The 25,316-nt window shown below is 69.7% G+C and carries 25 protein-coding genes; 12 read left to right on the top strand and 13 right to left on the bottom strand.

The annotated features are described in order from the left end of the window. Position 1: 1 nt before the first annotated feature. Together AB0H42_RS18600 and AB0H42_RS18595 are read right to left on the bottom strand one after the other, a co-directional pair. Positions 2-1,069 (bottom strand): dihydrodipicolinate reductase, encoded by a 1,068-nt coding sequence (locus AB0H42_RS18600; RefSeq protein ID WP_357057246.1) that lies wholly within the window; start codon positions 1,067-1,069, stop codon positions 2-4. Between the two features lie 52 nt (positions 1,070-1,121). Then, entirely contained in the window at positions 1,122-2,249 is a 1,128-nt protein-coding gene (locus tag AB0H42_RS18595; RefSeq protein WP_357057244.1) for an NDMA-dependent alcohol dehydrogenase, read from the bottom strand. A gap of 224 nt (positions 2,250-2,473) precedes the next feature. Here AB0H42_RS18595 and AB0H42_RS18590 point away from each other — a divergent pair, with 224 nt between their 5' ends. Further along, positions 2,474-3,325 carry an oxygenase MpaB family protein gene (locus AB0H42_RS18590; protein ID WP_357057242.1) on the top strand — a complete coding sequence of 284 codons (852 nt, stop codon included), beginning with the start codon at positions 2,474-2,476 and terminating at the stop codon, positions 3,323-3,325. A 211-nt stretch (positions 3,326-3,536) separates the two neighbouring features. Then, positions 3,537-3,845, top strand: coding sequence for a hypothetical protein (locus AB0H42_RS18585; protein ID WP_357057240.1), 309 nt, complete (start codon positions 3,537-3,539; stop codon positions 3,843-3,845). A 44-nt stretch (positions 3,846-3,889) separates the two neighbouring features. Here AB0H42_RS18585 and cobG read toward each other — a convergent pair whose 3' ends face one another. Both cobG and AB0H42_RS18575 read right to left on the bottom strand, forming a co-directional pair. Beyond that, a complete protein-coding gene (gene cobG, locus AB0H42_RS18580) occupies positions 3,890-5,074 on the bottom strand; it encodes a precorrin-3B synthase (RefSeq protein WP_357057238.1) in 1,185 nt (394 codons plus the stop codon). A 26-nt stretch (positions 5,075-5,100) separates the two neighbouring features. Then, a complete protein-coding gene (locus AB0H42_RS18575) occupies positions 5,101-5,502 on the bottom strand; it encodes a PaaI family thioesterase (protein WP_357057236.1) in 402 nt (133 codons plus the stop codon). A gap of 319 nt (positions 5,503-5,821) precedes the next feature. Here AB0H42_RS18575 and cobN point away from each other — a divergent pair, with 319 nt between their 5' ends. Continuing rightward, positions 5,822-9,454 (top strand): cobaltochelatase subunit CobN, encoded by a 3,633-nt coding sequence (gene cobN / locus AB0H42_RS18570; protein ID WP_357057234.1) that lies wholly within the window; start codon positions 5,822-5,824, stop codon positions 9,452-9,454. 13 nt (positions 9,455-9,467) lie between these two features. Here the strand turns inward: cobN and AB0H42_RS18565 are convergent, their stop codons facing one another. The 3 genes from AB0H42_RS18565 to AB0H42_RS18555 form a co-directional block, all read right to left on the bottom strand. Further along, on the bottom strand, positions 9,468-9,959 hold the full coding sequence (locus AB0H42_RS18565) for a hypothetical protein (protein ID WP_357057232.1): 492 nt from the start codon (positions 9,957-9,959) through the stop codon (positions 9,468-9,470). Between the two features lie 266 nt (positions 9,960-10,225). Then, on the bottom strand, positions 10,226-10,957 hold the full coding sequence (locus AB0H42_RS18560) for a nucleotidyltransferase domain-containing protein (protein ID WP_357057230.1): 732 nt from the start codon (positions 10,955-10,957) through the stop codon (positions 10,226-10,228). Positions 10,958-10,969: 12 nt separating this feature from the next. Then, positions 10,970-11,737: an SDR family oxidoreductase gene (locus tag AB0H42_RS18555; protein WP_357057228.1), complete on the bottom strand. Its 768-nt coding sequence runs from the start codon at positions 11,735-11,737 to the stop codon at positions 10,970-10,972. 216 nt (positions 11,738-11,953) lie between these two features. Here AB0H42_RS18555 and AB0H42_RS18550 point away from each other — a divergent pair, with 216 nt between their 5' ends. Continuing rightward, the gene (locus AB0H42_RS18550; protein WP_357057226.1) at positions 11,954-12,346 is read left to right on the top strand and encodes a PPOX class F420-dependent oxidoreductase; all 393 of its coding nucleotides are present in this window, start codon (positions 11,954-11,956) and stop codon (positions 12,344-12,346) included. 124 nt (positions 12,347-12,470) lie between these two features. Then, the gene (locus AB0H42_RS18545) at positions 12,471-12,878 is read left to right on the top strand and encodes a nuclear transport factor 2 family protein (RefSeq protein WP_357057224.1); all 408 of its coding nucleotides are present in this window, start codon (positions 12,471-12,473) and stop codon (positions 12,876-12,878) included. A gap of 102 nt (positions 12,879-12,980) precedes the next feature. On the opposite strand, the gene AB0H42_RS18540 is transcribed toward AB0H42_RS18545, so the two are convergent. Next, a complete protein-coding gene (locus tag AB0H42_RS18540; protein WP_357057222.1) occupies positions 12,981-13,334 on the bottom strand; it encodes a ferredoxin family protein in 354 nt (117 codons plus the stop codon). Then, on the bottom strand, positions 13,331-14,920 hold the full coding sequence (locus AB0H42_RS18535) for an FAD-binding protein (protein WP_357057221.1): 1,590 nt from the start codon (positions 14,918-14,920) through the stop codon (positions 13,331-13,333). Before AB0H42_RS18535 ends, AB0H42_RS18540 begins: the two co-directional genes overlap by 4 nt. Before the next feature lie 156 nt (positions 14,921-15,076). On the opposite strand from AB0H42_RS18535, the gene AB0H42_RS18530 reads away from it, so the two are divergent. Together AB0H42_RS18530 and AB0H42_RS18525 are read left to right on the top strand one after the other, a co-directional pair. Then, positions 15,077-16,096, top strand: a complete 1,020-nt coding sequence (locus AB0H42_RS18530; protein ID WP_357057219.1) for an ABC transporter substrate-binding protein — start codon at positions 15,077-15,079, stop codon at positions 16,094-16,096. 59 nt (positions 16,097-16,155) lie between these two features. Further along, entirely contained in the window at positions 16,156-17,361 is a 1,206-nt protein-coding gene (locus AB0H42_RS18525; protein WP_357057217.1) for an MFS transporter, read from the top strand. Positions 17,362-17,485: 124 nt separating this feature from the next. Here the strand turns inward: AB0H42_RS18525 and AB0H42_RS18520 are convergent, their stop codons facing one another. Beyond that, entirely contained in the window at positions 17,486-18,724 is a 1,239-nt protein-coding gene (locus AB0H42_RS18520) for a cytochrome P450 (RefSeq protein WP_357057215.1), read from the bottom strand. Positions 18,725-18,960: 236 nt separating this feature from the next. Here AB0H42_RS18520 and AB0H42_RS18515 point away from each other — a divergent pair, with 236 nt between their 5' ends. From AB0H42_RS18515 to AB0H42_RS18500, 4 genes are all read left to right on the top strand, one after another. Beyond that, positions 18,961-19,788 carry a mycofactocin-coupled SDR family oxidoreductase gene (locus tag AB0H42_RS18515; RefSeq protein ID WP_357057213.1) on the top strand — a complete coding sequence of 276 codons (828 nt, stop codon included), beginning with the start codon at positions 18,961-18,963 and terminating at the stop codon, positions 19,786-19,788. 205 nt (positions 19,789-19,993) lie between these two features. Beyond that, complete coding sequence (locus tag AB0H42_RS18510; RefSeq protein WP_357057212.1) at positions 19,994-20,941, top strand: endonuclease/exonuclease/phosphatase family protein; 948 nt, start codon at positions 19,994-19,996, stop codon at positions 20,939-20,941. A gap of 46 nt (positions 20,942-20,987) precedes the next feature. Next, entirely contained in the window at positions 20,988-21,230 is a 243-nt protein-coding gene (locus AB0H42_RS18505; RefSeq protein ID WP_357057210.1) for a hypothetical protein, read from the top strand. A gap of 227 nt (positions 21,231-21,457) precedes the next feature. Further along, positions 21,458-21,628: a hypothetical protein gene (locus AB0H42_RS18500; protein WP_357057208.1), complete on the top strand. Its 171-nt coding sequence runs from the start codon at positions 21,458-21,460 to the stop codon at positions 21,626-21,628. Between the two features lie 34 nt (positions 21,629-21,662). Here the strand turns inward: AB0H42_RS18500 and AB0H42_RS18495 are convergent, their stop codons facing one another. Together AB0H42_RS18495 and AB0H42_RS18490 are read right to left on the bottom strand one after the other, a co-directional pair. Next, positions 21,663-22,931 (bottom strand): serine hydrolase, encoded by a 1,269-nt coding sequence (locus AB0H42_RS18495; protein ID WP_357057206.1) that lies wholly within the window; start codon positions 22,929-22,931, stop codon positions 21,663-21,665. A gap of 246 nt (positions 22,932-23,177) precedes the next feature. After that, entirely contained in the window at positions 23,178-23,441 is a 264-nt protein-coding gene (locus AB0H42_RS18490) for a helix-turn-helix transcriptional regulator (protein ID WP_357057204.1), read from the bottom strand. Positions 23,442-23,514: 73 nt separating this feature from the next. Here AB0H42_RS18490 and map point away from each other — a divergent pair, with 73 nt between their 5' ends. Then, complete coding sequence (map, locus tag AB0H42_RS18485; protein ID WP_357057313.1) at positions 23,515-24,282, top strand: type I methionyl aminopeptidase; 768 nt, start codon at positions 23,515-23,517, stop codon at positions 24,280-24,282. Between the two features lie 123 nt (positions 24,283-24,405). Here the strand turns inward: map and AB0H42_RS18480 are convergent. Then, on the bottom strand, positions 24,406-25,316 hold a 911-nt coding region (locus tag AB0H42_RS18480; RefSeq protein WP_357057202.1), incomplete at its 5' end, for a tetratricopeptide repeat-containing protein.

Below are 25,316 nucleotides of genomic sequence, written 5' to 3'. Positions count from 1 at the left end.
CCTACCGCGACCCGGTCGCGAACCGCGGATGGGCTCGGCCCGCCACCATCGGTAGTTCGACCGAGGTGCGGATACCGGGTTCGGCCGCGCAGACGTACGGGACGGAGTTGACGCAGTGCGCGGCCGTCGCGGCGATCCCGGGATTCTCGGCCTCCGGCGGGTCACCGGGTTCGGATTGCCACCCGCGGATGGTGACGAACGCGCCCGGGTCGCCGTCGATCTCGATCTCGAACCGTTCGCCCTCGGCACCGAGCGTCCACGGCGGGTCGAGATGCTGTTGGCCCATCAGCCAGTTGACGCCGATGCGCACGACGGTTTCGCCGCCGGTCACGGCCTCCCAGTGGAAACGCTGGCCGGCCACCTGCCCGGGTTCGATGGTGCCGATGGGTGATTCGATCGGTGCGGTCGCGACCGCCGTCTCGTGCACCGTGCGGATCTCCGGGTTCCCGCCGAATCCCAGCGTCTCCAGGATCATTCGGACCGATTGGCGGAACCCGCCGTCGAGCAGTTGCCGCATCGGGCCCGCGGCGGCCTCGGCGGGGGTGGCACCGAACCGCATGATGTGGCGCACCACATCGGGCGCGCCGTAGGTCCGGATATCGGAGAACTCCTCCCCGCGCACGAAGGTGACCGCCGCGGACATGGCCGACAGCATCAGCGGGAACACCTCGGTGACCCCGCCGGGGTCGATTCCGGTGCCGTGCAACGTGGTCCCGCCCGCCAGACAGGCCTGCCGAACCGGTTCGGCCTGCTCGTCGTCGGGATAGAACCAGCCGACCGGCGTCACCACGTTCTTCCCCGACCGCAGCAGCGCCGCCACCTCCTTCGCGCGCGGGAGCAGCGGTGCGTAGACCACGGCGTCGGCGGGCAGTGCGAGGATCTCGTCGAGACTGTCGGTCGCCCGCACCCCGACCGGCGCCCGGCCGAGGATCTCACCCACATCACGGCCGCGTTTGTCCGGCGAATGCACCCAGCACCCCACCAGCTCGAGTTCGGGGTGGTCGATGATGGCTCGCAGCGCGGCCCGGCCGACCGATCCGGTGGCCCACTGCACGACCCGGTAGCTCACCCGTCCTCCTCGTCACTGTCCGATCGCGGCCGGCGCCGGCGGTCCGGGCGGCTCAGCGGTCCGCGTCGGTGTAGCGGATGATGCCGCGGATATTGCGGCCGGCCAGCATGTCCTGATAGCCGTCGTTGATGTCCTCGAGCCGGTACTGCCGGGTAACCATATCGTCGAGATTCAACTTGCCGACCTGGTACATCGACAGCAGGTGCGGGATGTCGTAGTGCGGATTGCCGCCACCGAAGATGGTGCCCTGCAGATTCTTCTGCAGTAGCGAGAGCATGGCCAGGTTCAGGGTCGTCTTGTTCTCGGTCAGGCTGCCCATGGCGGTGAGGACGCACGTGCCGGCCTTGGCGGTGATACCCATCCAGCTGTCGACGTCCTCGCCGTGCACCTCGCCGACGGTCACGATCACTTTCTTCGCCATACCGCCCCAGGTGACCTCGGCGCAGCCGGCGGTCGCCTCCTCGATGGTGGCGTAGGTGTGGGTGGCCCCGAACTTCAGGGCCTGTTCGCGTTTCCACGGCACCGGGTCGACCGCGAAGATGTAGCGGGCGCCCGCGTGGGCCGCGCCCTGCAACGCGGACATACCCACGCCGCCGAGGCCGATGATCGCGACATCCTCGCCCGGCCGGATATCCGCGGTGCGGACGGCGGATCCGTATCCGGTGGTGACACCGCAACCGACCAGGCAGGCGACCTCGAACGGGATGGACGGGTCGATCTTCACCACCGAGCTCTGGTGCACCACCAGGTACGGGGAGAAGGTGCCCAGCAGGGCCATCGGGTAGACGTCGCGGCCGCGGGCCTGGATCCGGAACGATCCGTCGGTCACCGAGGTGCCCGCGAGCAGGAGTGCGCCGAGATCGCACAGGTTGCGCAGACCCGCCTGACAGGATTTGCATTTCCCGCACGACGGGATGAACGACATGACGACGTGGTCACCGACCGCGAGATCCTCCACGCCTGCGCCCACCTCGGTCACGATGCCGGCGCCCTCGTGGCCGCCGAGTACCGGGAATCCCATCATCGGAATACCGCCGGTGACCAGATGGTGGTCGGAATGGCACATTCCGGCCGCTTCCAGCTGGACCTTGACCTCGTGTTTGCGGGGATCGCCGATCTCGATCTCCTCGATCTGCCACGGCTGGTCGAATTCCCAGATGAGAGCGCCTTTGGTCTTCATCGGTGCACCTGCTTTCTCCTACCGCTCCGGGCGCGTGAAGTAACCGGGCCCGGCTGTATGCACAACTGTATGGACATCAGTCCAGACGACCATACGACACGACGGCGGTGGGCGTCGCGGAATCCATCCGGCGAGATGCCCGCCGCCCTCGGTCGGCGAGAAACTGAGATGATGACCTACTATTCGTCTCAGAGTTTCGCGCCGTTCGACAAGGAGGTCAGATCGTGAGTGCTCCGGATACCGCCGCCATATCCCGTCTCGTGGGGGCACCGATCGGACCCGGGTCACTGACCTGGGAGTACGCCGGAGACCTGCGAAACATGCTGTTCCTCGGCCGCACCGGCATCCTGCAGAACATGCATCCGGCGGTGGGTGCGGCCCTGCAGGACCATTCGAACTTCTTCCGCGACCCGTGGGACCGGCTCATCCGCTCCCTGCCGCAGATTCAGGGCATGATCTACGACGCCGACAGCGACGCGCAGGCGGCCCGGGTGCGTGACTACCATCGCCCGTTGAAGGGCACCGATTCCCGTGGGGAGCGCTACCACGCGCTCAACCCCGAGGTGTACTGGTGGACCCACGCGACCTTCGTCGAACTCACCATCGCCCTCAACGAGCATTTCGGGACCCCGCTCACCGCCGCCGAGAAGGATCGGTTGATCGCCGAGGGCATTACCTGGTGGCGGATGTACGGACTGTCCGACCGGGTACTGGTGGCGAACTACGCCGAGTTCGAGGAGTACTGGCACCGCACCATCGACGAGGTGCTCGAGGCCAACGCCACCACCGATTTCGCGCTCCGGCTCGGCAGCGCCCGCATCCCGGCGCTGCCCGGTGTCCCGGAACCGGTGTGGTCGGTGATCTGGCGGCCGGTGATGGCGTTCAATGTCTGGCTCGCCAATGCGCTCATGCCCGAACGTGCCCGCGAGATCCTCGATCTGCGCTGGACGGCGGTGGACCAGAAGCTGTTCGAAATATTCGCGGCGGCGGTACGTACGGTCTGGCCGTTGCTGCCTGATCGCCTGCGATACGCCCCGCGTGCCTACGCGGGTGTCCGGCGCGTCCGGGCCGGTTGATCTATGGTTTGCGACACAAAGTCGGCGGCGGCCGAACAGCGTACCGTACGTCACAGCGGCCTGATTTACGTTGTGGGCCTGCTGTTCCCGGCTCCGCGCCGCTGACCGGCGCATACGTGACCTGGGACACCTCCGCGTTATTACAAAGTAAATTTCCCATTGCCGGGAAGTTTCCGAAAATCTGCCGGTCGCACGTCGATACGATTTCCGCATGCTCACAGTTCAGGAGCCGCAAGGCAGGTCGTCGTTCGTCACCGGGAATACGATTCGGTCGAATGGGTGTCCAGCAGTCGCGGTGCGTCCCGAGCGCCGTGCCGCCGAACCCGTCGTGCTGTTGCCGGAGGAGATGTCGGTGCGCGAGGAAACCGAGCAGTTGCGCAAACCGTCGGCCGCGCTGGCCGTCGCGGCGGTGATGGGGCTGTTGATCGTGGTGCTGCTGGTGGCCAGCCACGGCACCCAGGACGACGGGGACCGTCGCTCGCGGCCGATCGAGAAATCCTCGACATCGCAGCATCAGTAGGGCGGTCCGCCGAGGGCGGCCGCGGCACCCCGCGGTGCGGCGGCTCAGATGCGCGGCGGTATCACCCGGTAGCCTTCGGGACCGGCGGTCACCTCGGTGACCGCCGCAGCGGGCCGGCCGCAGCGGCGCTCACACCCCGACCAATGTTGCCGCCCCGCCGTGGTGACCTCGGCGGCCGGGATCGGCGTATCCGAGCCGCCGGCGTCGGAGGTATCCGTCCGGCCGGATTCGACAGCGGCCGCGGCGTCGGCCCGGACGCCGGTATGCGATTTCGCGCACCCGGGCGCTCCGGCGCAGGCGGTGATCCGCAGCCACGGTGATTCGGCGTCGAAGACGAGGCCCATCGGCGCCAGCACCCGGACGACCTGTTCGGCGGGCCACTCCTCCAGATCGGTGACGATCAGGCTGCGCCACGGAGTGAGCAGGATCGGGCGTTCGACCGCGGCGAGGAATTCGGCGGCGCGGGCGGGCAGGGAGCCCAGCCGGACACCCGCGCCCAGCGCGACGAGACCGTCGCATTGGGGTAGCCAGCCGATCGGCGGGTCCCCGGGCCCGGTGAACTCCAGCCGGTCGGGCCGGGGTTCGAGCCCCAGCAGCGCGGCCAGCCGCGCGGCGCCGTCGGCGACCTCGTGCAGGCGCCACTGCCCGTCGGCGAGTGCCAGGAATCCGTGCGCGGCCGCCAGCAGCACCTCGGGCGCTTCGGCGGTGGTCACGCGGATACCGCTGTCCCGCCCGGCGAGCACGAGGGCGGACCGGTCGCCGTCGAGCACGTGCAGGCCGATATCCGGGCCGAGCGGGGTCACATCGCCCCGGCCGTCGTCGAGGGTGAACAGGACGCGGCCCGGGAGTCCGGCCAGCCGGGGCGAGCCGAGCAGCCCCGCGTCGAGGGCGCCCACCAGCGGCCGGATATCGGGGCGGTCACCGACCCGGCCGGACAGGGGCGAGGCGATGATGTTGCGGACCCGCTCGTGGGTCCGGCTCGGCAGCAGCCCGGCACCGGCCAGCCGTTCGGTGAGGGCGTCGGCGTCCCGGATCCGGCGCAACTGCACATTGCCGCGCGAGGTCAGCTCGATATTCCCGTCCCCGAGCTCGGCGGCGGCCGCGGCGAGGGTCTGCAACTGCTCCGGCGCGAGCACCCCGCCCGGCACCCGGACCCGGGCCAGCGGGCCGTCGGCGGCCTCGTGCAGGCGCAGGACACCGGGGCAGGAATCAGGATCGGTACGTGCCATGGTCCGACCAGTCTACGGACGCCGGGCTACCGCACCGCCTGGGTCTGCGTCACCTTCGCCACCAGCTTCCCCGCGTCGTCGCGGATCTCGGTCTCGACGACGATGAACGACCGCCCGGCGTGCAGCGGCCGGGACGACGCCTCGGCATGACCCGACCGCACAGCGCGCAGGAAGTTCGTCTTCGATTCGACTGTGGTGGTCGCCTGGGCGCCGTCGGGCAGATTGAGGAACGCGCAGACCGCCGCGGTCGAATCCGCCAACGCCATCAACACGCCGCCGTGCAGCGCACCGCCCAGGGTGCACAGTGTCTCGTCCCAGGCAATGCGGCTGCGTACCAACCCGGTACCGTGTTCGAGCACCTCCACGCCGAGGCGTTCGGTGAAGGGCATGGACTGGTGGAACAGTTGCGTACCCGCGTCGTCGGTCATGGCAGGAAGCCAACCCGAAACGAGCAGCGTCGGCAAGTACGTGCGCGCGGGTGCTGTGCACCGGCCGGAACGATCCGGAAGCCGGGACCCGGCTCGGGATCACCGCGCGGTCGGGCGGCTACGGTCCCGGGCTCCGCTGTCGTGCCGCTCGCCGGTGTGGTGACGGACAGCCCCGGTGCTCGCGGTAGCATCCGGGGGCTCGACGGGTGACGAGGAAACCGGTGGAACTCCGGTGCGGTCGCGCCACTGACACAGCCAGACCCTCTCCGGCGAGCACACAAACCCCCCACGGGCGCGTCACCCCAGGAAGGTCATCGCTGTGATTCTGCTGCTGTCCACCTCCGATACCGATCTGCTGAGCGCGCGCGCCAGTGGCGCCGAGTATCGGTGGGCCAATCCGGCCCGATTGCTGGTGGAGGATCTGCCCGGCCTGCTCGCGGACGCCGATCTGGTGATCGTGCGGATCCTCGGCGGCAAGCGGGCCTGGGAGGACGGCCTGGCCGCGGTGCGGGCGAGCGGGGTGCCGGTGGTGGCGGTCGGCGGCGAGATGGCTCCCGACGCCGAACTGATGGAGTGCTCGACCGTCCCGGTCGGCGTGGCCTCCGACGCGCACAACTACCTGGCGGCCGGCGGACCGCAGAATCTGCGCCAGCTGCACAACTTCCTCTCCGATACAGTCCTGCTCACCGGGCACGGGTTCGAACCGCCGGTGCAACTGCCCGCCTGGGGCCGGCTCGAACGCGCCGCGCGGTATCCCGAACCGGTGGCCGGTAAACCGACGGTCGGCGTCGTCTACTACCGGGCCCAGCATCTGGCCGGGAACACCGGCTATATCGACGCGCTGTGCGGTGCGATCGAGGACGCCGGCGCAGTACCGCTGCCCGTCTACTGCGCCTCCCTGCGTACTGCCGAACCCGATCTGCTCGCCACCCTCCGGCAGGCCGACGCGCTGGTGGTCACCGTGCTGGCGGCCGGCGGCAGTAAACCGGCGCTGGCCGCGGCGGGCGGTGACGACGAGGCATGGGATATCGGCGCGCTGGCCGAACTGGATGTCCCGATCCTGCAGGGCTTGTGCCTGACCAGTGGCCGCGCGCAGTGGGAGGCCAACGACGACGGGCTGTCCCCGCTGGACGTGGCGACCCAGGTCGCGGTCCCGGAGTTCGACGGCCGGATCATCACGGTGCCGTTCTCCTTCAAGGAGTTCGACGAGGACGGGCTGTCCGCCTATGTGCCCGACGCCGAACGCGCCGCCCGGGTCGCCGGGATCGCCGTGCGGCACGCACGGCTACGGTATATCCCCGCCGACCGCAAACGCCTGGCGCTCATGCTGTCGGCCTACCCGACCAAACACGCCCGTATCGGCAACGCCGTCGGGCTGGATACGCCCGCCAGCGCTATTGCGCTGCTCACCGAATTGCGTGCCGCCGGATACGATCTCGGTGCCCCGGGTGAGGTCCCGGGCCTGGAAGAACGCGACGGCGACGCGCTGATGCACGCGCTGATCGCCGCCGGTGGCCAGGATCCGGACTGGCTCACCGCCGAACAGCTCGAGGGCAACCCGATACGAATCGGCGCCGAGATCTACACCGCCTGGTTCGACACGCTGCCCGAGGAGCTGCGCACCGCTGTCGTCGAGGCGTGGGGGCCGCCCCCGGGTGCGCTCTATGTGGACCGTTCCGCCGACCCGCGTGGCGAAATCGTGATCGCCGCCCTGCGATTCGGCAATGTGGTGCTCATGGTGCAGCCGCCGCGCGGTTTCGGCGAGAACCCGGTCGCCATCTACCACGACCCCGATCTCCCGCCGAGCCACCACTACCTCGCCGCCTACCGGTGGCTGTCCACCGACCCCGCGTCCGGGGGTTTCGGCGCGGACGCGATGGTGCATCTGGGCAAGCACGGCAATCTGGAGTGGCTGCCCGGCAAGACCCTGGGCATGTCCGCGGCATGCGGTACCGATGCCGCCCTGGGGGACCTGCCGCTGATCTACCCGTTCCTGGTGAACGATCCGGGGGAGGGCACCCAGGCCAAACGCCGCGCCCATGCCACCCTGGTGGATCATCTGATCCCGCCGATGGCGCGCGCCGAGAGCTATGGCGATATCTCCCGTCTCGAACAGCTGCTCGACGAGCACGCGAACATCTCCGCGCTGGACCCGGCCAAACTGCCCGCCATCCGGCAGCAGATCTGGACGCTCATGCGCGCCGCGAAGATGGACCACGATCTCGGGTTGGCCGAACGCCCGGACGAGGAATCCTTCGACGATATGCTGCTGCACGTCGACGGCTGGCTGTGCGAGATCAAGGATGTCCAGATCCGCGACGGCCTGCATATTCTCGGCCGCGCCCCGGCCGGTGACGGCGAGGTCGACCTGGTCCTGGCCATGCTACGGGCCCGGCAGCTGTGGGGCGGGGAGATGTCGGTACCGGGGCTGCGGGAAGCGCTGGGGCTCAGCGAATCCGGCGGCGAGGCGCGGGAGCGGGTCGATACGGTGGAGGCCCGCGCCCGCGAACTGATCGTCGCGCTACAGGCCTCCGGGTGGGCGCCCGAGGCCGTGGACGAGCTCGTCGAGGAGCACGCGGACGAACTGTTCGAAACGGCCGGTGGAGATCGCGCGGCGGTCGCCGCGGTGCTGCGGTTCGCCGCGACCGAGGTGGTGCCGCGGCTGCGCGGGACCGGGGTCGAGATCGACCGCGTACTGCACGCGCTGAACGGCGGTTTCATCCCGGCCGGCCCGAGTGGTTCGCCGCTGCGCGGCCTGATCAATGTGCTGCCGACCGGCCGTAACTTCTACTCCGTCGACCCGAAGGCCGTACCGTCGCGGCTGGCCTGGGAAACCGGGCAGGCCATGGCCGAATCTCTGCTCGAACGCTATCGGGCCGACCACGGCGAGTATCCGCGCTCGGTGGGTCTGTCGGTCTGGGGCACCTCGGCCATGCGCACCTCCGGTGACGATATCGCCGAGGTACTCGCCCTGCTCGGGGTGCGCCCGGTCTGGGACGAGGCCAGCCGCCGGGTCACCACCCTCGAGGTGATCGATCCCGCGGAACTGGGCCGGCCGCGCGTGGACGTGACGGTACGGATCAGCGGATTCTTCCGCGACGCCTTCCCGCACGTGCTGGCGCTGCTCGACGACGCGGTCCGGCTCGTGGCCGAACTCGACGAGCCGGCGGAGACCAACTACGTCCGCGCCCACACCCGCGCCGATCTCGCCGAGCACGGTGACGAGCGCCGGGCCACCACCCGTATCTTCGGATCGAAGCCGGGCACCTACGGTGCGGGACTGCTCCAGCTGATCGATTCCAAGAGCTGGCGCACCGACGACGATCTCGCGCAGGTCTACACCACCTGGGGCGGCTACGCCTACGGGCGCGACCTCGACGGCGCCCCGGCGGCCGACGATATGCGTACCGCGTACCGCCGAATCGCGGTGGCCGCGAAGAACACCGATACCCGCGAGCACGATATCGCCGACTCCGACGACTACTTCCAGTACCACGGTGGGATGGTCGCCACGGTGCGCGCCCTGACGGGCAAGAACCCGGAGGCCTATATCGGCGACAGCACCCGCCCGGACGCGGTCCGCACCCGCACGCTGTCGGAGGAGACCACGCGCGTCTTCCGGGCCCGGGTGGTCAATCCGCGCTGGCTCGAGGCCATGCGCCGGCACGGGTACAAGGGCGCTTTCGAGATGGCGGCCACCGTGGACTACCTGTTCGGCTACGACGCCACCACCGATGTGATCGCCGACTGGATGTACGAGAAGCTCTCCGAGAGCTATGTGTTCGACGAGACGAACCGCAAGTTCATGGAGCAGTCCAATCCGTGGGCGTTGCACGGTATCGCCGAACGTCTGCTCGAGGCGGCCGAACGCGGGATGTGGGCGAGCCCCGAGCGGGAGACGCTGGACCGGCTGCGCCAGGTGTATCTGGAGACCGAGGGCGAACTCGAGTAACCGCCGGGACGGGTCAGAGGGTCCAGCTGCTCTGCACGAAATAGTCGCTGGTGGCGAAGATGATCCGATCCGGTGTCTGCTGCTGGTCGATGCCGAAGGCCACCAACCCGTGGCGGGGCTGTCCCGGCTCCAAGAACCCGGCCGGGAATTCGCCGGGGACATCGGTGAGCGGATACACCGTCGTCCCGTCGGCGGTCACCATGCGCAGGTCGAGTGTCGGCAGGAAGTAGGGGCTGCCCGCGGTCTGTTCCGCGGTCACGTCGTAGACCAGAACCCGCCGGCCGTCGGCGCGCGGCTCGACCACCGCGTCGGCGGGCTCGATCGTGACGGCCATATCGCCGCCGGTGCGGACCGGGAACGTGCTGCCGAGCGGCCCGGAAGGCACCGGATCCTGCTCGGCCGCCACCGGCGGTTCGGGGATCACCGGGACCGGTTCGGCGCCGGCGGCGGTGGCGGAGAGGAACGGGAGAACGACGGCAGCGGCGGCCAGGACAATCTTTTTCACGGTGGGCCCTTCAGGGTCGTCGGCGCGCGGGGCGCGCTGTCGGTGCCGGCACGCCGTTGGCCGGTCGATACGGTCGGTGTCGCCGGACGCCGGGTCCGGGGCAGGCGCACCGTGATCGTGGGGGAGCGGCGGCGGCCCTCCGCGAGCCTAGAAGCCCCGCGGCCGCCGACGCATCCCGGGAAACCGATCTTGCCGAACATGTGATGTTCGATCTTGCCGAGACCGCATCGTGACCCGAGACGAACGGTGACCCCGGCGACAACCGGTCACACGGTGTCGCCGTCGGCGGGCTCGGGGGCGGTGAACAGCTGCCGAGCCGCGTCCACTGCTCGGGCGAGTACCGCCGGGTCGGTCGTCAGTCCGCCCACGATCTCGTCGACGGCCCGCAACCCGGCCCGGTCCAGTAGCCGCTTCTCGTTGGTGGCCCACTCACCGCGAGCCGCCGGCACCGCGTGTGCCGTCTGCACAGCGGCGGTGGCCAGCGCGCCCGCGACTTCGGTCACCTGTCCGCGTCGGACGTACGCGTCGCGCGCGTAGCGCAGTGTCATGGTCGCGCGGTCGCGCCATATCGGCGGAGCCGCGCGGCGTAGCGCACACAGGTAGGCGGGGCGGGGCAGAGTGCCGTGCAGTACCCGGTTGACGGCGAGTTCGGCGACCACGAGGTAACTGGGGATACCCGCGAGGTGGAACATCAGCGGCTCCCAATGGAAGCGGCCCTGCCGGGCCTCGGCGAGTTCGTGTTCGACGACGTCGAGGTCACGGTAGTGGATGTCTACGTGCCGGTCGTCGATCGTGAGCCAGGCTCCGCCGTTGAAGAGGCCCCCGCCCCAGCCGCCGACCTCGGAGATCTCGCCCGCCCAGCCGACGGCGCGCAGATCTGCCGGGTCGAAGTCGCCCCGGTAGTAGACCGCGAAGTCCCAGTCGCTGTCCGGGGTGTGGGTGCCCTGTGCGCGTGATCCACCGAGGGTGACGGCATCCACCGTCGGCAGGGCGGCCAACCGGCCGGTGACTCACCAGGGCACGGGGCCGTCCTCGCCGAACATGCCCGCCGTCGGCCCGTCGGCGCCGAGGGTGGCCAAGCGCACCAGCACCGCGGCGCCCTGTGCGACCGTCAGGAATCCGGTGTGGTTGTTGCTGTCCGTATCGACGTAGCCCGGGCAGGCGGCATTGACGAGAAAGCCTTCCTTGCGTAGTTCGTTGGCGTAGTTCACGGTCAGCGACGCCAGCGCGGACTTGGAAGGGTTGTAGGCGGCCGACGGCAACAGTCCCGCGAACGGCCCGTCCGGGTCGCCGATCAGCGTCAGCGAGGCGGCATGGCTGCTCACATTCACGATGCGTGGCGCCGGCGACCGCCGCAACAGCGGCAACATGGCGTTGGTCACCGTGATCACCCCGAACACATTGGTCTCGAACACCGCCCGGACCCTCTGCAGATCGACGGTACTGGGCACCTGATCGTAGGCGTCCTGCGGCGAGACCTGTCCCGAGCCGGTGATTCCGGCATTGTTGATCAGCACGTCGAGACGGCCGAAACGCTCCTCGATCTGTTCTGCCGCCCCCGCGACCCCGGCCGGGTCCGTGACATCCAGCACAACAGCATGTACGTCGCCACCCGCCGCGCGCAGCGCCGCCGCGGCCTCCTCTCCCCGCTGCGGATCTCTGGCGCCGAGCACCACAGTCATACCCAGCGCGGCGAGTTGTTCGGCGGCCCCGCGCCCGATCCCCTTGTTCGCCCCGGTGATCAACGCGACTTTCCTGCCGGTGGTCTGCTCGCTCATGGTCGGCTCCTTGCTTCGTCGTGTATCGAACGAACACAAGACGCCGGCCGGCCGACCTCCATAACAGAGCGGCTGTATGTCGTAGGTCACCGAGCGCGGATCGGGCACCTCAGCCCCTGAGTGAGGTGCGCTCGGGCCGGCGCGCTGGTTGCGGCTCTGTGGAAACCCCGGCCCGCAATCCGTGACGCGCGACCGCTGTCGGCCTACCGTGTAGCAATGAGCTGGGACCAGCTGGCGCAGGCCAAATATGTTTCGCTGACCACCTACAGGAAGGACGGCTCGCCCGTCGGGACCCCCGTCTGGGTGGCGCCCGACGGCGACCGTCTCCTGGTGTGGACGAACCCGACCTCCTGGAAGGTCAAGCGGATCCGCCGCAACCCCGAGGTCACCCTGCAGATCTCGGACAACCGTGGGCGTACGCAGGGTGGCGAGGTACTCCCCGGCGCCGCCGAGGTCCTGGACGCGCCGGGCACCGAGCGCGCCCGGGAGGTCGTGGGCCGGAAATACGGGTTGATCGGAAAGGTCATGATCCGCGGTCACAAACTGCTGCGCGGGGCGGACGGGTCGGTGGGCATCGCGATCACCCCGCGGCCCGGTACCGCGGCCTGAACCGCTCGGACAGCCGGGGCGTGCGCCGGGCGGACCGTAGACATCGGTAGGCGATCTGGTTAGCGTTCGTGACGCATCGGCCGGCGAAGGCCCGGCCGGCACATCGAGTACGCGAGGTTTCCGGATGCACCCGTTCCGCAAGGCCGTGGAGGACCGCGACACCGTCGCCATCGAGGCACTGCTGGCCGACAAGGTGGTGTTCACCAGCCCGGTGGCGTTCACGCCGTACGCGGGCAAGCCGATCACGGCGGCGATACTGCGCGGTGTACTACGGGTGTTCGAGGACTTCCGCTACATCCGGGAGATCGCCGACCCCGGCGGCCGCGATCACGCGCTCGTCTTCGAGGCGACGGTCGCGGGTAAACGGCTGACCGGTTGCGATTTCCTGCATTTCGACGCCGACGGCAAAATCGACGAGTTCATGGTGATGGTTCGGCCGCTCTCGGCGGCGACCGCGCTGGCCGAGGCCATGAGCGATCAGTTCGAGCGCATCCAGAACGAGGCGATCGCCGCGAGTAGCAGCGCGCAGTAGCGCCGCTCCGGCGAAAAGGCCCAGCGGACCGGCGCGCGGATCGGGCCGGGCCTGTGGCGATCGACCCGGCCGGTGCTGTGCCGAAGCGGTGGGCCCGCTCGATCAGCTGGTGAGTGGCGACCCGTTGGGTTGGAGTGCGGGCCCGACCGCCCGCAGGGTGCCGGGTTTGCGGCCCTTGCCCCAGCCGATCTGCGCGCGGTAGCTGCCCAGCAGCCCGCTGCGGACCAACTCCTCCTGGTCTCCGGCCGCCGAGGATTCCGGTTCCGGGGTGGTGCGCGGGGAGACGAACAGCGCGTCGGCGGGGCAGTTCGCCTCACACTGGAAGCAGGTCTGGCAGTCGCTGTGCCGGCTGATCACCGGAATACCGTCGGCGCCGCGGTCGAATACATTGGTGGGGCATACGGCGATGCATTTATCGCAGGCGATGCAGCGCTGCGCGGACACGAGTTCGATCACGACGCCACCGCCGCGGGGATCGCCGCCTGCTCGGGCCGCACCCAAATCCGGTCCAGCCCACCGGTGATCAGCCGATGGTGCTGATCGGGGTCCTGGTCGGGGAAATCGAGCCGTTTTGCCATGCCCCGGGTTTCGGTGCGGGCCAAGGCCGTTCGGTACATCCAGCGGGCGTGCGCGGTCATCGCCGCGGCCTGCCGGGTGCGCACCCGCTCCGCGCCGTCGCCGCCCAGGGACTCGCGGATCTCCGACCAGAGCGCGTCCAGGGTGGTCAGCGATTCGGTGAGCACGCTGCCGCGCCGCAGATAGTTCTTGTCGTAGGGCAGGATCTCGCCCTGGACGGCGGCCACCACCTGCCGCGGATCCTGCTCGGTCCGGCGGCCCTCGGGGCGGGCGCCCACGGCGCCGATCCCCGTCACCCGGCGGCCCGCCGCGCCGGCCCCGAGCGCCAGGGCGTACCGGGCGGCCCCGGCACCCGCCCAGGTGCCCGAGGAGATCGCCCAGGCGGCATTGTGACTGCCGCCGCCGGTGAAACCGCCGCAGATCAGTTCGCGGGTCGCGGCGTCACCGGCCGCGTAGAGGCCCGGCACACTGGTACCGCAGTCGTCGGTGACGAGCCGGATACCGCCGGTGCCGCGGACGGTGCCCTCGGCGATCAGCGTAATCGGGAATTTCTCGGTGAACGGATCGATGCCGAGCCGGTCGAAGGTCAGGAAGAAATTCGGCTGGGCACGGCGCATGGCGGCCCGGGCCGGTTCGCCGGCCTGATCGATTCGGCAGAAAACTTTGTCGCGCAACAGTTCCGCCGCGATGGGGGAGCGGTTGCGGCCGCCGGCCCCCTCGAGCACGCTGCCGTCGGCGCGGTAAAAGGTGGCGAAATGATAGAACGCCGTCTTGGTCACCGAGGTTCCCTCCGGCGCGATGCCGTAGGCATTCGAGAACTCCATCCCGGACAACTCGGCCCCCGCCTCGACCGCGAACAGCGCGCCGTCGCCGGTATTCACATCGCAGCCCAACGCCTTGGACTGGAAAGCGCAACCGCCGGTCGCCAGGACCACCGCACCGGCCCGGACCCGGTAGCTCTCCCGGGCCTGACGCCGGTAGCCCGCGGCCCCCGCGACCGCACCCGCCGCGTCGACCAGCAGTTCGGTGACCGGGCTGTGGTCGAGGATCCGCACACCGGCACGGCGTACGCGGATCCGCATCCGCCGCATGTACTCCGGGCCCTGCAGTCCGTTGCGCAATTGCTTCCCGTCCGGTCCGACCGGGAACGGGAAGCGGGCCTGTTCGGCGAGTTCGTTCAGGCGTTCGTAGGTTTCGTCGAGGACCCGCTCCGACCAGCGCCGATCGGCCAGATAGCCGCCCAGGCCCGCGCGGCTCGCGATCGCGGCCGCATGTTCGACCGGGTCCGGCGGGACATACCACACGCCGGTGCCGGCCGAGGCGGTGGCGCCGCTGGTCCCGCAGTAGCCCTTGTCGGCGAGCACCACGTGCGCGCCGGCGCGGGCGGCACGCAGGGCCGCCCAGGTGGCGGCGGGGCCACCACCGATCACGAGAACATCGGTGCTCAATTCGTGCACATCCGTCATTCGAATCCCTCGTTCCGACGACCGCGTCCACCTCGGCGCAGCGCGGGTCACAGTGACGAATGCCAGGCTGCACCCGGGGTCGCCCGGCGGACAACGATTGGAATCGCGGGTAGTGCAAATCTCGTCGCCGGCGGCCGGCGTCGTCATGATCACGCCATGCGTAAACGTGTGCCGGCATTGCTCTTCGCACTGCTCGCGGCCGTCTCCCTGGTGTCGGCGTGCGGCACCTCGTCGGAAGCCCGGACGACCGAGGACGGGAGGACGCTCATCCGGTACCAGGGCTGGGCCGGCCAGGTCACCTACCCAGAGCTCGCCGCCGATCTGGGCTATTTCGACAAGGTCGCGCTGGACTGGGCCGGCAATACGACCAGCGGCCCGCAGGACATCCAGTCCGCGGCCACCGGCGCCACCGATATCGGCGGCGCGTTCAACGGCGCTGTTGTGAAACTCGCCGCCGCGGGTTCGCCGATCACCTCGGTGATCAGCTACTACGGCTCGGACAAGGAGAACTTCACCGGCTACTACGTGCTGGACCACAGCCCGATCCGCAGTGCCCGCGATCTGATCGGCAAGAAGTTCGGGGTGAACACTCTCGGTGCGCACCACGAGTTCGTGGCCCGTGAGTGGCTGGCCCAGCAGGGTCTGTCCAACGAAGAGATCGACCAGGTGGAGCTGACCGTGGTGCCGCCGGTCAATGCGGAACAGGCGCTGCGGCAGGGGCAGATCGATGCGGTCGCGCTGTTCGATATCTGGCGGGACGAGGCAGTGGCCCGGGGCGGAGTCCGGCCGCTGTTCACCGACGGCGACCTGTTCGGTGCGTTCAGCTACGGCACCTATATCGTTCGCGACGACTTCCTGGCCCGCAACCGCGACGCCGTCGCCGATCTGACCCAGGGCACCGCCCGCGCGATCCGCTGGGCCCAGACCACACCGCGCGACCAGGTGATCGCCAGGTTCAAGGACATCATCACGCGCCGCGGACGGGAAGGCGAGAGCCCCGACAAGGCGAACTACTGGAAGAGCACCGGCGTCGCGGGGCCCGGCGGTGTCACGCGCGAGCAGGAGATCCAGCTGTGGATCGACTGGCTGGTCCGCAACGGTGAGGTGGAGAGCGGGAAGCTGACCGCGAAGGACCTCTACACCAACGAGTTCAACCCGTACGCCAACGGCACCTAGCCGGAGAACGCCGGACCGGACGGCAAGGTGGTCGGATAGGGCGCGGCCGAGCCTCAAGGATGACATCCACCTGGACAATGCTGCGCCCCCTGCTGCCCACCGTCTTCCTGCCGTCCGCGGTGTTCGGGATCGGTCAGGGCGCCGGTTCCCCCGTGATCGCGCTGACCGCCCGGGACCTGGGCGCCTCGGTGGGCGTGGCCGGAGTGATCGTGGCCCTCGTCGGGCTCGGCGCGGTCCTGGGCGATCTCCCGGCGGGGCGGGTCGTCGCCCGATTCGGCGAGCGGCGCTCGATCATCGCCGGATCGCTGATCGGCACCGCCGGGGTGTTGCTGTCGCTGCTGGCCTGGACGCCCGCGGTGCTGGCGGTCGGCGCCCTGCTCACCGGGGTCTCCAACGCGGTGTGGGGGCTGGCCCGGCAGAGCTATCTCGCCGAGGTGGTCCCGGTCGAGATGCGGGCCCGGGCCATGGCGACCTTCGCGCTGATGTGGCGGCTGGGTTTTCTCATCGGTCCCTTCGTGGGCGCGCTGGTGATTCTCGGGATGGGGACCCGCGGCGGTTTCGCCGTCCAGCTGGCCGGGGTGATCGTGTCCGGTTATCTGATGTCGCGGGTGCCCGACCCGCCGCGCGCCCACGACGCACCGGCCGGTGGGGTCACGCTGGGGACGATTCTGCGCCGGCACCGGCGGCTGCTGGCGACGCTGGGCGCCGGATCACTGCTCATGGGCGCGGCCCGCGCCTCCCGGGAGGCGGCGCTTCCGCTGTGGGCCGACCATATCGGCCTGGACGCCGTGTCGGCGTCGCTGGTGTTCGGTATCGGCGCCGCGTTCGACCTGCTGTGTTCGTATCCGGCCGGGCAGCTGATGGACCGCTACGGCCGCCGGTTCATCGCGGTGCCGTCGCTGCTGATCATCGCGCTGTCCTATTTTCTGCTGCCGCTGGCCCATGATGTGTGGACCATCGGCGCGGTGGCCGTGATCATGGGGATCGGCAACGGTTTCGGTAACGGCGTGATCATGACCCTGGGCGCCGATGTGGCCCCGGCCGCCACCCGCGCGGAATTCCTGGCGGCCTGGCGGCTCACCCACGATTTCGGCATGTTCCTCGGACCGCTGGCGGCCGGGGCCGCGGCCACCGTGGTAGCGCTCGGCGTGGCGGTGGCGGCACTGGGAGTGGTCTCGGTGACCGGTGCGGGGGTGATGTTCCGGTATATCCCGCGATTCGTTCCGGTTCCCGGTCGTTCTGCACCCGACCTGGTCGCGCGATAGCTCGCGCTCTCGACCGGGGCGCAGATTCGGGGCAGCGGCCGCGGAGGCCGGGTGTATCGGCGAGGCAGGGATGGTCGCCGCTGTGCTGGACGCTCGATCCAGGCCACCCGCGCGGGATCGCGCCTCAGTCCAAGGGCAGCGGTGGCGTGGGCGGGAAGGTGACCGGTAGCCCGGCGAGGGTGCGGTGCAGCGGCCCAGGCCGCCAGGCCAGTTCCGCCACCGGGACCGCGAGCCGCAGCTCGGGCAGCGCGTCGAGCAGCTGATCGATGGCCTCCTGCGCGATCAGATACGCGGTGGGCTGGGCCGGGCAGGCGTGCGGACCGGCGCCCCAGGCCAGATGCGACCGGTTGCCGCTGTGGTGACCGGCCCCGATCTCCGGATCCCTGTTGCATCCGGCGAGGCTGATCACCACCGGCTGGTGGGCCGGCAACCAGACCTCGTCGACCATGGTGGGCTGACGCGGATAGGTGACGCTGGCGTTGGGCAGCGGCGGGTCGTCGAACAGTACGTCGTCGAGCGCGTCGCGGGTCGCCAGCGCGCCGCCGAGCATCTCGTCGGCGAACCTGTCGTCGGTGAGGATCAGGCACAGGGTGTTGATGATCAGGCTCTGCATCGGCCCCATCCCGACGCCGTAGAGGGCGACCACCTGGTGGGTCATCTCGGTCGCGTCGAGCGCCGCGGAGTGGTGCAGGAGCCGCGTGGTGACATCGTCGCCCGGCACGGCGCGTTTGGCGTCCACCAGTTCCTGCACCGCCTCGCCGAACATCAGATTGCCCTTCTCCGAGTCGACACCGTCGAAGATGGCGGCGGTCGCGGCGGCGGCGCGGTCGCTGATCTCGGGTGGGCAGCCGAGCATCGCGTTGATGACCTCGAAGGTCAGCGGGAACGCGTACTGGGCGACCAGATCGGCCGAACCGGACTCGCAGAACGTATTGATCAGCGGTGCCGCGAAGCGTTCGACGGTGGCGCGCAGCCGGTGCAGGTCGACCCCGGCCAGTGCCGCGGTGACCGCGCCCCGGTAGCGCGTGTGCTCGGCGCCGGCACTGCGCGGTGCGTTCGGCCGCCACTGCAGTACCGGCAGTACGGGGCAGTCGGCGGGGACGGTTGTCTCCCAGTGCCGGGGGTCGGCGGGAAAACGCGCCGGATCGTTGAGGATCCGCAGCGCGGCGCGGTATCCGATGACCAAGGTGGCGGGGACACCGGGCGCCAGCTCCACCGGCACCAGCGAACCGTGGCGTGCCCGCATCTCCCGGTAGGCGCGGTGCGGGTCGGCGGTGAATTCGGCGCAGTACAGCGGGTATCGCTCTTCGTCGCCTCGACCGGGCCCCAGGGGCGATGGCACGGGGTCGGGCGGCGTGATCATGGCGTGCTCCAAGCATATCGGCAGCCAACGGCATGGCGATGCAGAGACGTTGGCCCGGGATCTGTTCCGGCCGGTCCGCTGCGCTGCGGGCACCAAGATCATAGGTCACTTTCCGCCGGGAAGGTTGCGCCCGGGTTGCCGTGAGTGGGTAGAGCGGGCATCGACTTTCGGCAGTCGGTGTCATATTGTCGAACTACGGCAAAGCTGCAGATACGGCGCGCGATACGGAGTGACTCATGGGCAAATTGGACGGCAGGATCGCATTCGTCACCGGCGCCGGGCGGGGCCAGGGCCGCTCCCACGCAGTACGTTTTGCGCAGGAGGGCGCCGATATCATCGCCGTCGACACCACGGCCGAGGTCGCCAGTGTTCCGTACCCGCTGGCCGATGCCGCCGACCTCGCGGAGACGGTCCGCCTGGTGGAGGCCACCGGTCGCCGCATCGTCGCCCGCGACGCCGATGTCCGTGATCTCGCCGCTCTTACCGCGGCGGTTTCGGCGGGGGTGGCGGAGTTCGGGCGGCTGGATATTGTCGTCGCCAATGCCGGGATCTCCAGTCCGGCCCCTACTCTGGAGATGGGCGAAGACGTCTGGCAGGACATGATCGATATCAACCTCACCGGGGTGTGGAAATCGCTCAAGGCCGCCGTCCCGCACATCATCGCGGGCGGCCGCGGTGGCGCCGTGGTGATCACCAGTTCGCTGGCCGCGTACCACGCCAACGAGAACACCGCGCACTATGCGGCGTCCAAGGCCGGCCTGGTGATGCTGATGAAGGTGCTCGCCAAAGAACTGGCCCCCCACGATATCCGGGTGAATACCGTGCACCCCACAACCGTCGCCACCCCCATGATCCTCAACGACGCCACCTACCGCCTGTTCCGGCCGGATCTGCCGAACCCGGACCGCGCCGATTTCGAAGAGGCGGCCCGCACCCTGAACCGGCTACCGGTGGTCGCGCTGGAACCGGAGGACATCACCGCCACGGTGCTGCATCTGGTCTCCGACGACGGTCGCTACATCACCGGGACCACCCAGCAGATCGATGCCGGTGGGGCGCTCTGACCGCCGACCATAGGTAGCCGTCCCGCTGGTTTCCGGTGCCCCCGCGCACCGGCCCCGCGGTCGGCGCGAGTGCGGTCCTCGCGCGCCGGAGTGTCGCGGGTGCGATCCGGCTTGCGCGCACCGAACTGTTGTAGCGCGGGCCGGGTGGGCGTCGCCGCAAGGACTTCGCAAGGTTTTCTCGAGCGTGCCCGATAGGTTTGCGGGTATGAGGCACGGAGTTGTCCGCCGGGTGCTGCTCGGCGCGGGGTGGTGTGCGCTGCTGGCCGGAACCTTCGGCCTGACCCTCCATCTCGGGGGCTGGCAGCGGCGGGAACTGATCCTGCTGGCCGCGGGTGCGACGTATCTGATGCTGGGCGCGGTCGCCGCCCTGCTGCTGTTCCTCGCCGCGCGCGGATGGCGCAGCGCCGCGGCGGCGGTGATCGTGCTCGCCGGTGTGCTGTGGACCCAGCTGCCACTGTTCGTTCCGGACAGCCGCGCCGCGACCGGCGCCGAACTGACCGTGCTGCAATCGAATCTGCTGTTCGGCGGCGCGGAGACGACCGCGCTCGTGACCGCGGTCCGGGAACGTGGCGTCGACGTGCTCACCGTGGACGAGCTCACCCCCGAGGCGGTCGATGCCCTGACCGCGGACGGTCTCGGCGCTCTGCTCCCGTACAACTATCTGGACCCGGGTCCCGGTGGCGGGGGTACCGGCATCTACAGCCGGTTCCCGCTGTCGGATCCGGTACGGCACCGGGAGTTCGTGCTCGGCAACCTGTCCGCGACGCTCACCCATCCCGCCCTCGGACCTGTCACGATCCACGCCTTCCACCCGCTCCCGCCGACCGCGGACGCCGCCGTCTGGGCGAAGGAGATGAGCGCTGTGGAAACCATCCTGCGCGCCTCGCCGGGACCGGCGGTGGTCGGCGCCGACTTCAACGCGACCAGTGACCACGCGGCCTTCCGCCGCCTGGTGACCGGGGATTTCGCCGCCGCCGCCGACCAGGCCGGTGCGGGCAGGCTGCTCACCTATCCGGCCGACCGAACCTGGGGCCCGCTGATCGGTATCGATCATATTCTGGTATCCGGCGGCACCACCGAGCACATCAGTACATTCACCCTTGCGGGTACGGACCACCGCGCTGTCGTGGCCCGCCTCCGGCTCACCCCCTGATCCGCCACCGCGCGGTCGCCCTTCCCCCGAAAAACCAGGAGAGCACATGTATTCCGGCACCCGTCTGCGCACCGTCACCGGCACCGTGGTGATCGCCCTCGCGGCCGGCTTCGGTTCGGTCGCCTGCAGCAGCGACCGCTGGTGCGAATTCGACGCCACCGACACCAAGGTCGCCAATTCTTACTGTGAGAGAGGAACTCCCGGCTACGAATGGGAGCCCGACAGCGACGGCAAGAACAACAGCAAGAAGAAGCCCAGCAAACCCACCACATCCAAGCGCAATCGCTGAGCGGGCGCGGTCACGGATCAGTTGGTTGTCCTCGCGCGGATAGTCACCGGACAATGAGACACCGGCAGCGGATGTTCCCTATGCGTACGGCCGAGGTCCTCGCTTCGGCGGAGGTCTGTTCCCACAGCACGGCTCCGAAGCGGCATACGGACCCTGTTCCGCCTTCGCAAAGAGCTCTCCTTTGCCTGCCGCTGCCACCGCGGGGCCTCGGCTCGGACTTTCAGGAAATGTGGGGCGCCGGCGCGGTGCCCGACCTCGGCGACGGCTTCGCTGCCGTCGCACTGCTGCGGAGGGGGCTGCTGATCGAGACCGCCACCCATCTCGTGCCGGCGCTGCTCGTCGCCTGGCAGCGGCTGGACGGCGCCCTCGAAGCCGGTGGACCCGCGCGGTCGTGCTGAGGCGCTCCCGGTGCGCGCCCGCCACAGGTCGTCGCTACGGGGAGTCGAGCACTTCGATCACCCGGTGGGTGGCGGCGACCCGGGCGGGTATCGGGATGTTCCGGTTCATCAGGACGACGACGGCGAGGGAGCGGCTCGGTACGTAAGCGACGTAGGCGCCGAATCCGCCGGTGGACCCGGTCTTGTCGAACAACGCCGGGCCGGACGGGTCCCCGGCCGGTTCGAGCGGCTGGGGCCGGTTCACGATTTCGACCGAGTTACCGGCCTGCAGCGTCTCGAGGGAGGTGGGGTAGTCGAAGCGTTCCCAGCCCAGCGCCTGCGTCATCGGGCCGACTCGGTAGTGGCCGTGCCGGGTCACGTCCAGTGGTCCGCGCAGAGCGAGCGGAGCGCGCCGGTTGTCCATATTCGCCGCGACGAACGACAGCAGGTCGGCCGCGGTCGTCTTCAACCCGTAGGCCTCGGTATCCCCCGGGCCGGGAGAAACCCGTACCGGAGCACCCGATCGCGCCGTCCCCCAGGCATAGTCGTCCTGCGCCGGTGCCGGTACATCGAAATAGGTGTGCCGGAGGCCGAGCGGCTCGAGTATCTCGGCACGCATCGCGTCCTCGAACGGGCGGCCGAGCGCGGCGGCGGTCGCCTGCCCCAGCAGGGCCATGCCCGGATTGCCGTAGAGGCGGGTGGTCCCCACCGGGTACGTCGGGCGCCACTGCTGGAAGTAGCGCCACATCTCGGCCTCGGTCGTCACCTCGGCGGGAAACTGCTGCGGCAGACCACCCGCGGTGTAGGTCGCGATATCCCTGATCCGCGCGCCGTCGATCGGGTGCTCGCGGAGTTGCGGCAGGTACCGGCCCGGAGTGTCGTCGAAGTCGAGCCGCTCCTGGGCCGCGGCGGCCCCGGCCAGCAATGTGGTGAACAGTTTACTGATCGAGCCGATCTCGAAGATCGTCTGTTCGGTCACCGGGTGATCACCGCCGGGCGCGGTGGTGCCGAACTCGAAGAGCCGGGTCCGGTCCCCGTGGACCACCCCCACGGCGATGCCGGGAATACCGTGTGTCTCGCGCAACGCCGTGAAGGTGTCGTGCACGACGGTGCCCAGGACATCGTCGGTGGCCGCCGGGGCGGGCGCTTCGCCGGTGCACGCGGAGACGAGTAGGCCGGTGAGCAGAACGACCGCCGGCCGAATCCATTTCGTACCACGGTGTGCTCGCGCCTCGGTAGCACGGCCGCGGCGACCGCGTCGGGCGCGGTGCCCCGGCCTCCGCTCGCCTGGTTCGCGGGCGGCATCGGTATCTGGAAACCCCATAGGTGGCACGGTAAGCGGTCCGACCACCGTGGCCGGCAATTCGATGAGATTCTGAGCACGGGCCGGCACCCACGGTTCGGGCGGCCCGGTCGGGGCCGCGACTCCCGGCGAGCGGAAGCGGCGCAGCTTTCTGGACGGGGGTATGGAGCGTGCCCCATCGGCACCCGGTGATCAGCTCGGTACAGGGCATGCCGGGCCGTACCGGAAGGCTGCGAAGGGGCGGGCGACCGGGCCGTTCCGAATCGTTCAGGCGGATTCGGCGAGGTTGTCCGCGGTCCAGATCTCGGCGAGCTCTTCAAGAGGCAGTTCGAGCACGCGGCTCAGGGACACGACCGTGCCGAAGCCGGGGGAGGGGAGGCGGCCGGTTTCGATCTTGCGGAGGGTCTCCGGGGAGATGCCGGCCGCGCGGGCCACCTCGGCGAGGTCGCGCCCGTCGCGGGCGATACGCAACCGGACTCCGAGGCGGCGGCCGGCGTCGATCTGAGAGGCGGTGAGGGGCAGGCGGACCATGCCTCCACTCTAAAGAGTGGTATTAATGTACCGCAAGGACGGTATAGAAATACCATTGGCTGTGGAGGTTGTGATGGTGGAGTTGAAATCGCTCGAGGAGATCGAGCGGATGCGCGTCGCGGGCGCGTTCGTGGCCGAGATCCTGGCGGAACTGCGGGCGGTCGCGGCGGTGGGGGTGAACCTGCTCGACCTGGAGATGATCGTGCGCGAACGGATCCGGCAGCGGGGCGCGGTGTCGTGTTACTGGGACTACGCGCCCTCGTTCGGGCGCGGTCCGTTCCGCAATACGGTCTGCCTGTCGGTCAACGACGCCGTCCTGCACGGGCTGCCCTTCGACTACGCGCTGCGCGACGGCGATGTACTGACCGCGGATCTGGCGTTGAGCATCGACGGCTGGGTCGCCGACGCCGCCACCACAGTCATCGTCGGCACACCCGCCGCCGCGGATCTGCGGCTGGTGCAGGCCACCGAAGAGGCGCTGGCCGCGGCGATCGAGGCCGCGCAGCCGGGTAACCGGATCGGTGACATCTCCGCGGCGATCTCCGCCGTCGCCACTGCGTACGGCTATCCGGTCAACACCGAGTTCGGCGGTCACGGGCTCGGGCGGACCATGCACGAGGACCCACACGTTTCCAACGCCGGACGCGCGGGCCGCGGCTTCCGGCTGCGGCCCGGCCTCACCCTCGCCCTCGAACCGTGGTTCGCGGCGACCACCGACCGGATCGTCACCGATCCCGACGGCTGGACCATCCGCTCGGCGGACGGCTCCCGCACCGCCCATTCCGAGCACACCGTCGCGATCACCGCCGACGGCCCCCGGGTGCTGACCACAGTGGTGTGATCGGTTCCACCATTCCGGAATTCGACGTGGCCCTACCAGTGCCCGCCCCCGAGACCGGTATGTCGATCCGGAGTACATCCCGGCCGGGCACCCGGAGGGCGGGAGAAAGTACCTGGTAGAGATTCACGGGGATCGTCGCTTTCGCGCAACCGTGAGATTGGCACGGACCACACCGGTACTCGGGTGGTCGGGGCCGAGTATCCGCTCGCAGTCGGTGAGGATCTGTTCATAGAGCAGGATCGCCTCGGCGACCCGGTCCGCCGACACGTAGGCGCTGGCGAGGTTGCTGCGGTAGGCCAGGGTGTCGGGGTGGTCGGGGCCCACGCACCGCTCGGCGGCGGCAACGGTTTGCTTCAGCAGCGGGATCGCTTCGTCTCCTCGGCCCGCTACCCAGTGGGCGTGGGCGAGGTCGGCGCGGTAGGTCAGGGTGTCGGGGTGGTCGGGGCCCAAGGATTGTTCGGAGTCGATGAGGGTCTGTTCGTGTAACGGGATCGCTTCGTCTCCTCGGCCCGCTACCCAGTGGGCGTGGGCGAGGTTGGCGCGGTAGGTCAGGGTGTCGGGATGGCCGGGGCCGAGGACGCGCTCGGAGTCGGTGAGGGTCTGTTCGTAGAGGGGGATCGCCTCGGCGATTCGGCCCGCCGATTCGTATGCGCTGGCGAGGTTGTTGCGGGCGGTCAGGGTGTGGGGGTGGTCGGGGCCGAGGACGCGCTCGGAGTCGGTGAAGGCCTGTTCGTGTAGCGGGATGGCTTCGGCGACCCGGCTCGCCGATTGGTAGACGCGGGCGAGGTTGGCACGGGCGGTCAGGGTGTGGGGGTGGTCGGGGCCGAGGACGCGCTCGGAGTTGGTGAGGGTCTGTTCGTGTAGCGGGATCGCCTCGGCGACGCGGCCCGCTGCCCCGTAGGCGTAGGCGAGGTTGTTGCGGGCGGTGAGGGTGTGGGGGTGGTCCGGGTCCAGGACGCGCTCGGAGTCGGTGAGGGTTTGTTCGTAGAGGGGGATCGCCTCGGCGACTCGGCCCGCCGATTCGTAGGCGTGGG

Source organism: Nocardia sp. NPDC050799 (genome assembly GCF_040654015.1).
Taxonomy (GTDB): domain Bacteria; phylum Actinomycetota; class Actinomycetes; order Mycobacteriales; family Mycobacteriaceae; genus Nocardia.
The sequence above is the reverse complement of the archived record's forward strand: the minus strand, read 5'-3'. Positions and strand labels throughout refer to the sequence as shown.

What these genes read in the sequence shown, in the direction of transcription:
- AB0H42_RS18595 (WP_357057244.1), bottom strand. Translation starts at nt 2,249, where the DNA reads ATGAAGACCAAAGGCGCTCTCATCTGGGAATTCGACCAGCCGTGGCAG.
- AB0H42_RS18585 (WP_357057240.1), top strand. Translation starts at nt 3,537, where the DNA reads ATGCTCACAGTTCAGGAGCCGCAAGGCAGGTCGTCGTTCGTCACCGGG.
- cobG (WP_357057238.1), bottom strand. Translation starts at nt 5,074, where the DNA reads ATGGCACGTACCGATCCTGATTCCTGCCCCGGTGTCCTGCGCCTGCAC.
- AB0H42_RS18575 (WP_357057236.1), bottom strand. Translation starts at nt 5,502, where the DNA reads ATGACCGACGACGCGGGTACGCAACTGTTCCACCAGTCCATGCCCTTC.
- AB0H42_RS18555 (WP_357057228.1), bottom strand. Translation starts at nt 11,737, where the DNA reads ATGAGCGAGCAGACCACCGGCAGGAAAGTCGCGTTGATCACCGGGGCG.
- AB0H42_RS18550 (WP_357057226.1), top strand. Translation starts at nt 11,954, where the DNA reads ATGAGCTGGGACCAGCTGGCGCAGGCCAAATATGTTTCGCTGACCACC.
- AB0H42_RS18545 (WP_357057224.1), top strand. Translation starts at nt 12,471, where the DNA reads ATGCACCCGTTCCGCAAGGCCGTGGAGGACCGCGACACCGTCGCCATC.
- AB0H42_RS18535 (WP_357057221.1), bottom strand. Translation starts at nt 14,920, where the DNA reads ATGACGGATGTGCACGAATTGAGCACCGATGTTCTCGTGATCGGTGGT.
- AB0H42_RS18530 (WP_357057219.1), top strand. Translation starts at nt 15,077, where the DNA reads ATGCGTAAACGTGTGCCGGCATTGCTCTTCGCACTGCTCGCGGCCGTC.
- AB0H42_RS18525 (WP_357057217.1), top strand. Translation starts at nt 16,156, where the DNA reads ATGACATCCACCTGGACAATGCTGCGCCCCCTGCTGCCCACCGTCTTC.
- AB0H42_RS18520 (WP_357057215.1), bottom strand. Translation starts at nt 18,724, where the DNA reads ATGATCACGCCGCCCGACCCCGTGCCATCGCCCCTGGGGCCCGGTCGA.
- AB0H42_RS18515 (WP_357057213.1), top strand. Translation starts at nt 18,961, where the DNA reads ATGGGCAAATTGGACGGCAGGATCGCATTCGTCACCGGCGCCGGGCGG.
- AB0H42_RS18510 (WP_357057212.1), top strand. Translation starts at nt 19,994, where the DNA reads ATGAGGCACGGAGTTGTCCGCCGGGTGCTGCTCGGCGCGGGGTGGTGT.
- AB0H42_RS18505 (WP_357057210.1), top strand. Translation starts at nt 20,988, where the DNA reads ATGTATTCCGGCACCCGTCTGCGCACCGTCACCGGCACCGTGGTGATC.
- AB0H42_RS18500 (WP_357057208.1), top strand. Translation starts at nt 21,458, where the DNA reads ATGTGGGGCGCCGGCGCGGTGCCCGACCTCGGCGACGGCTTCGCTGCC.
- AB0H42_RS18495 (WP_357057206.1), bottom strand. Translation starts at nt 22,931, where the DNA reads ATGGGGTTTCCAGATACCGATGCCGCCCGCGAACCAGGCGAGCGGAGG.
- AB0H42_RS18490 (WP_357057204.1), bottom strand. Translation starts at nt 23,441, where the DNA reads ATGGTCCGCCTGCCCCTCACCGCCTCTCAGATCGACGCCGGCCGCCGC.
- map (WP_357057313.1), top strand. Translation starts at nt 23,515, where the DNA reads ATGGTGGAGTTGAAATCGCTCGAGGAGATCGAGCGGATGCGCGTCGCG.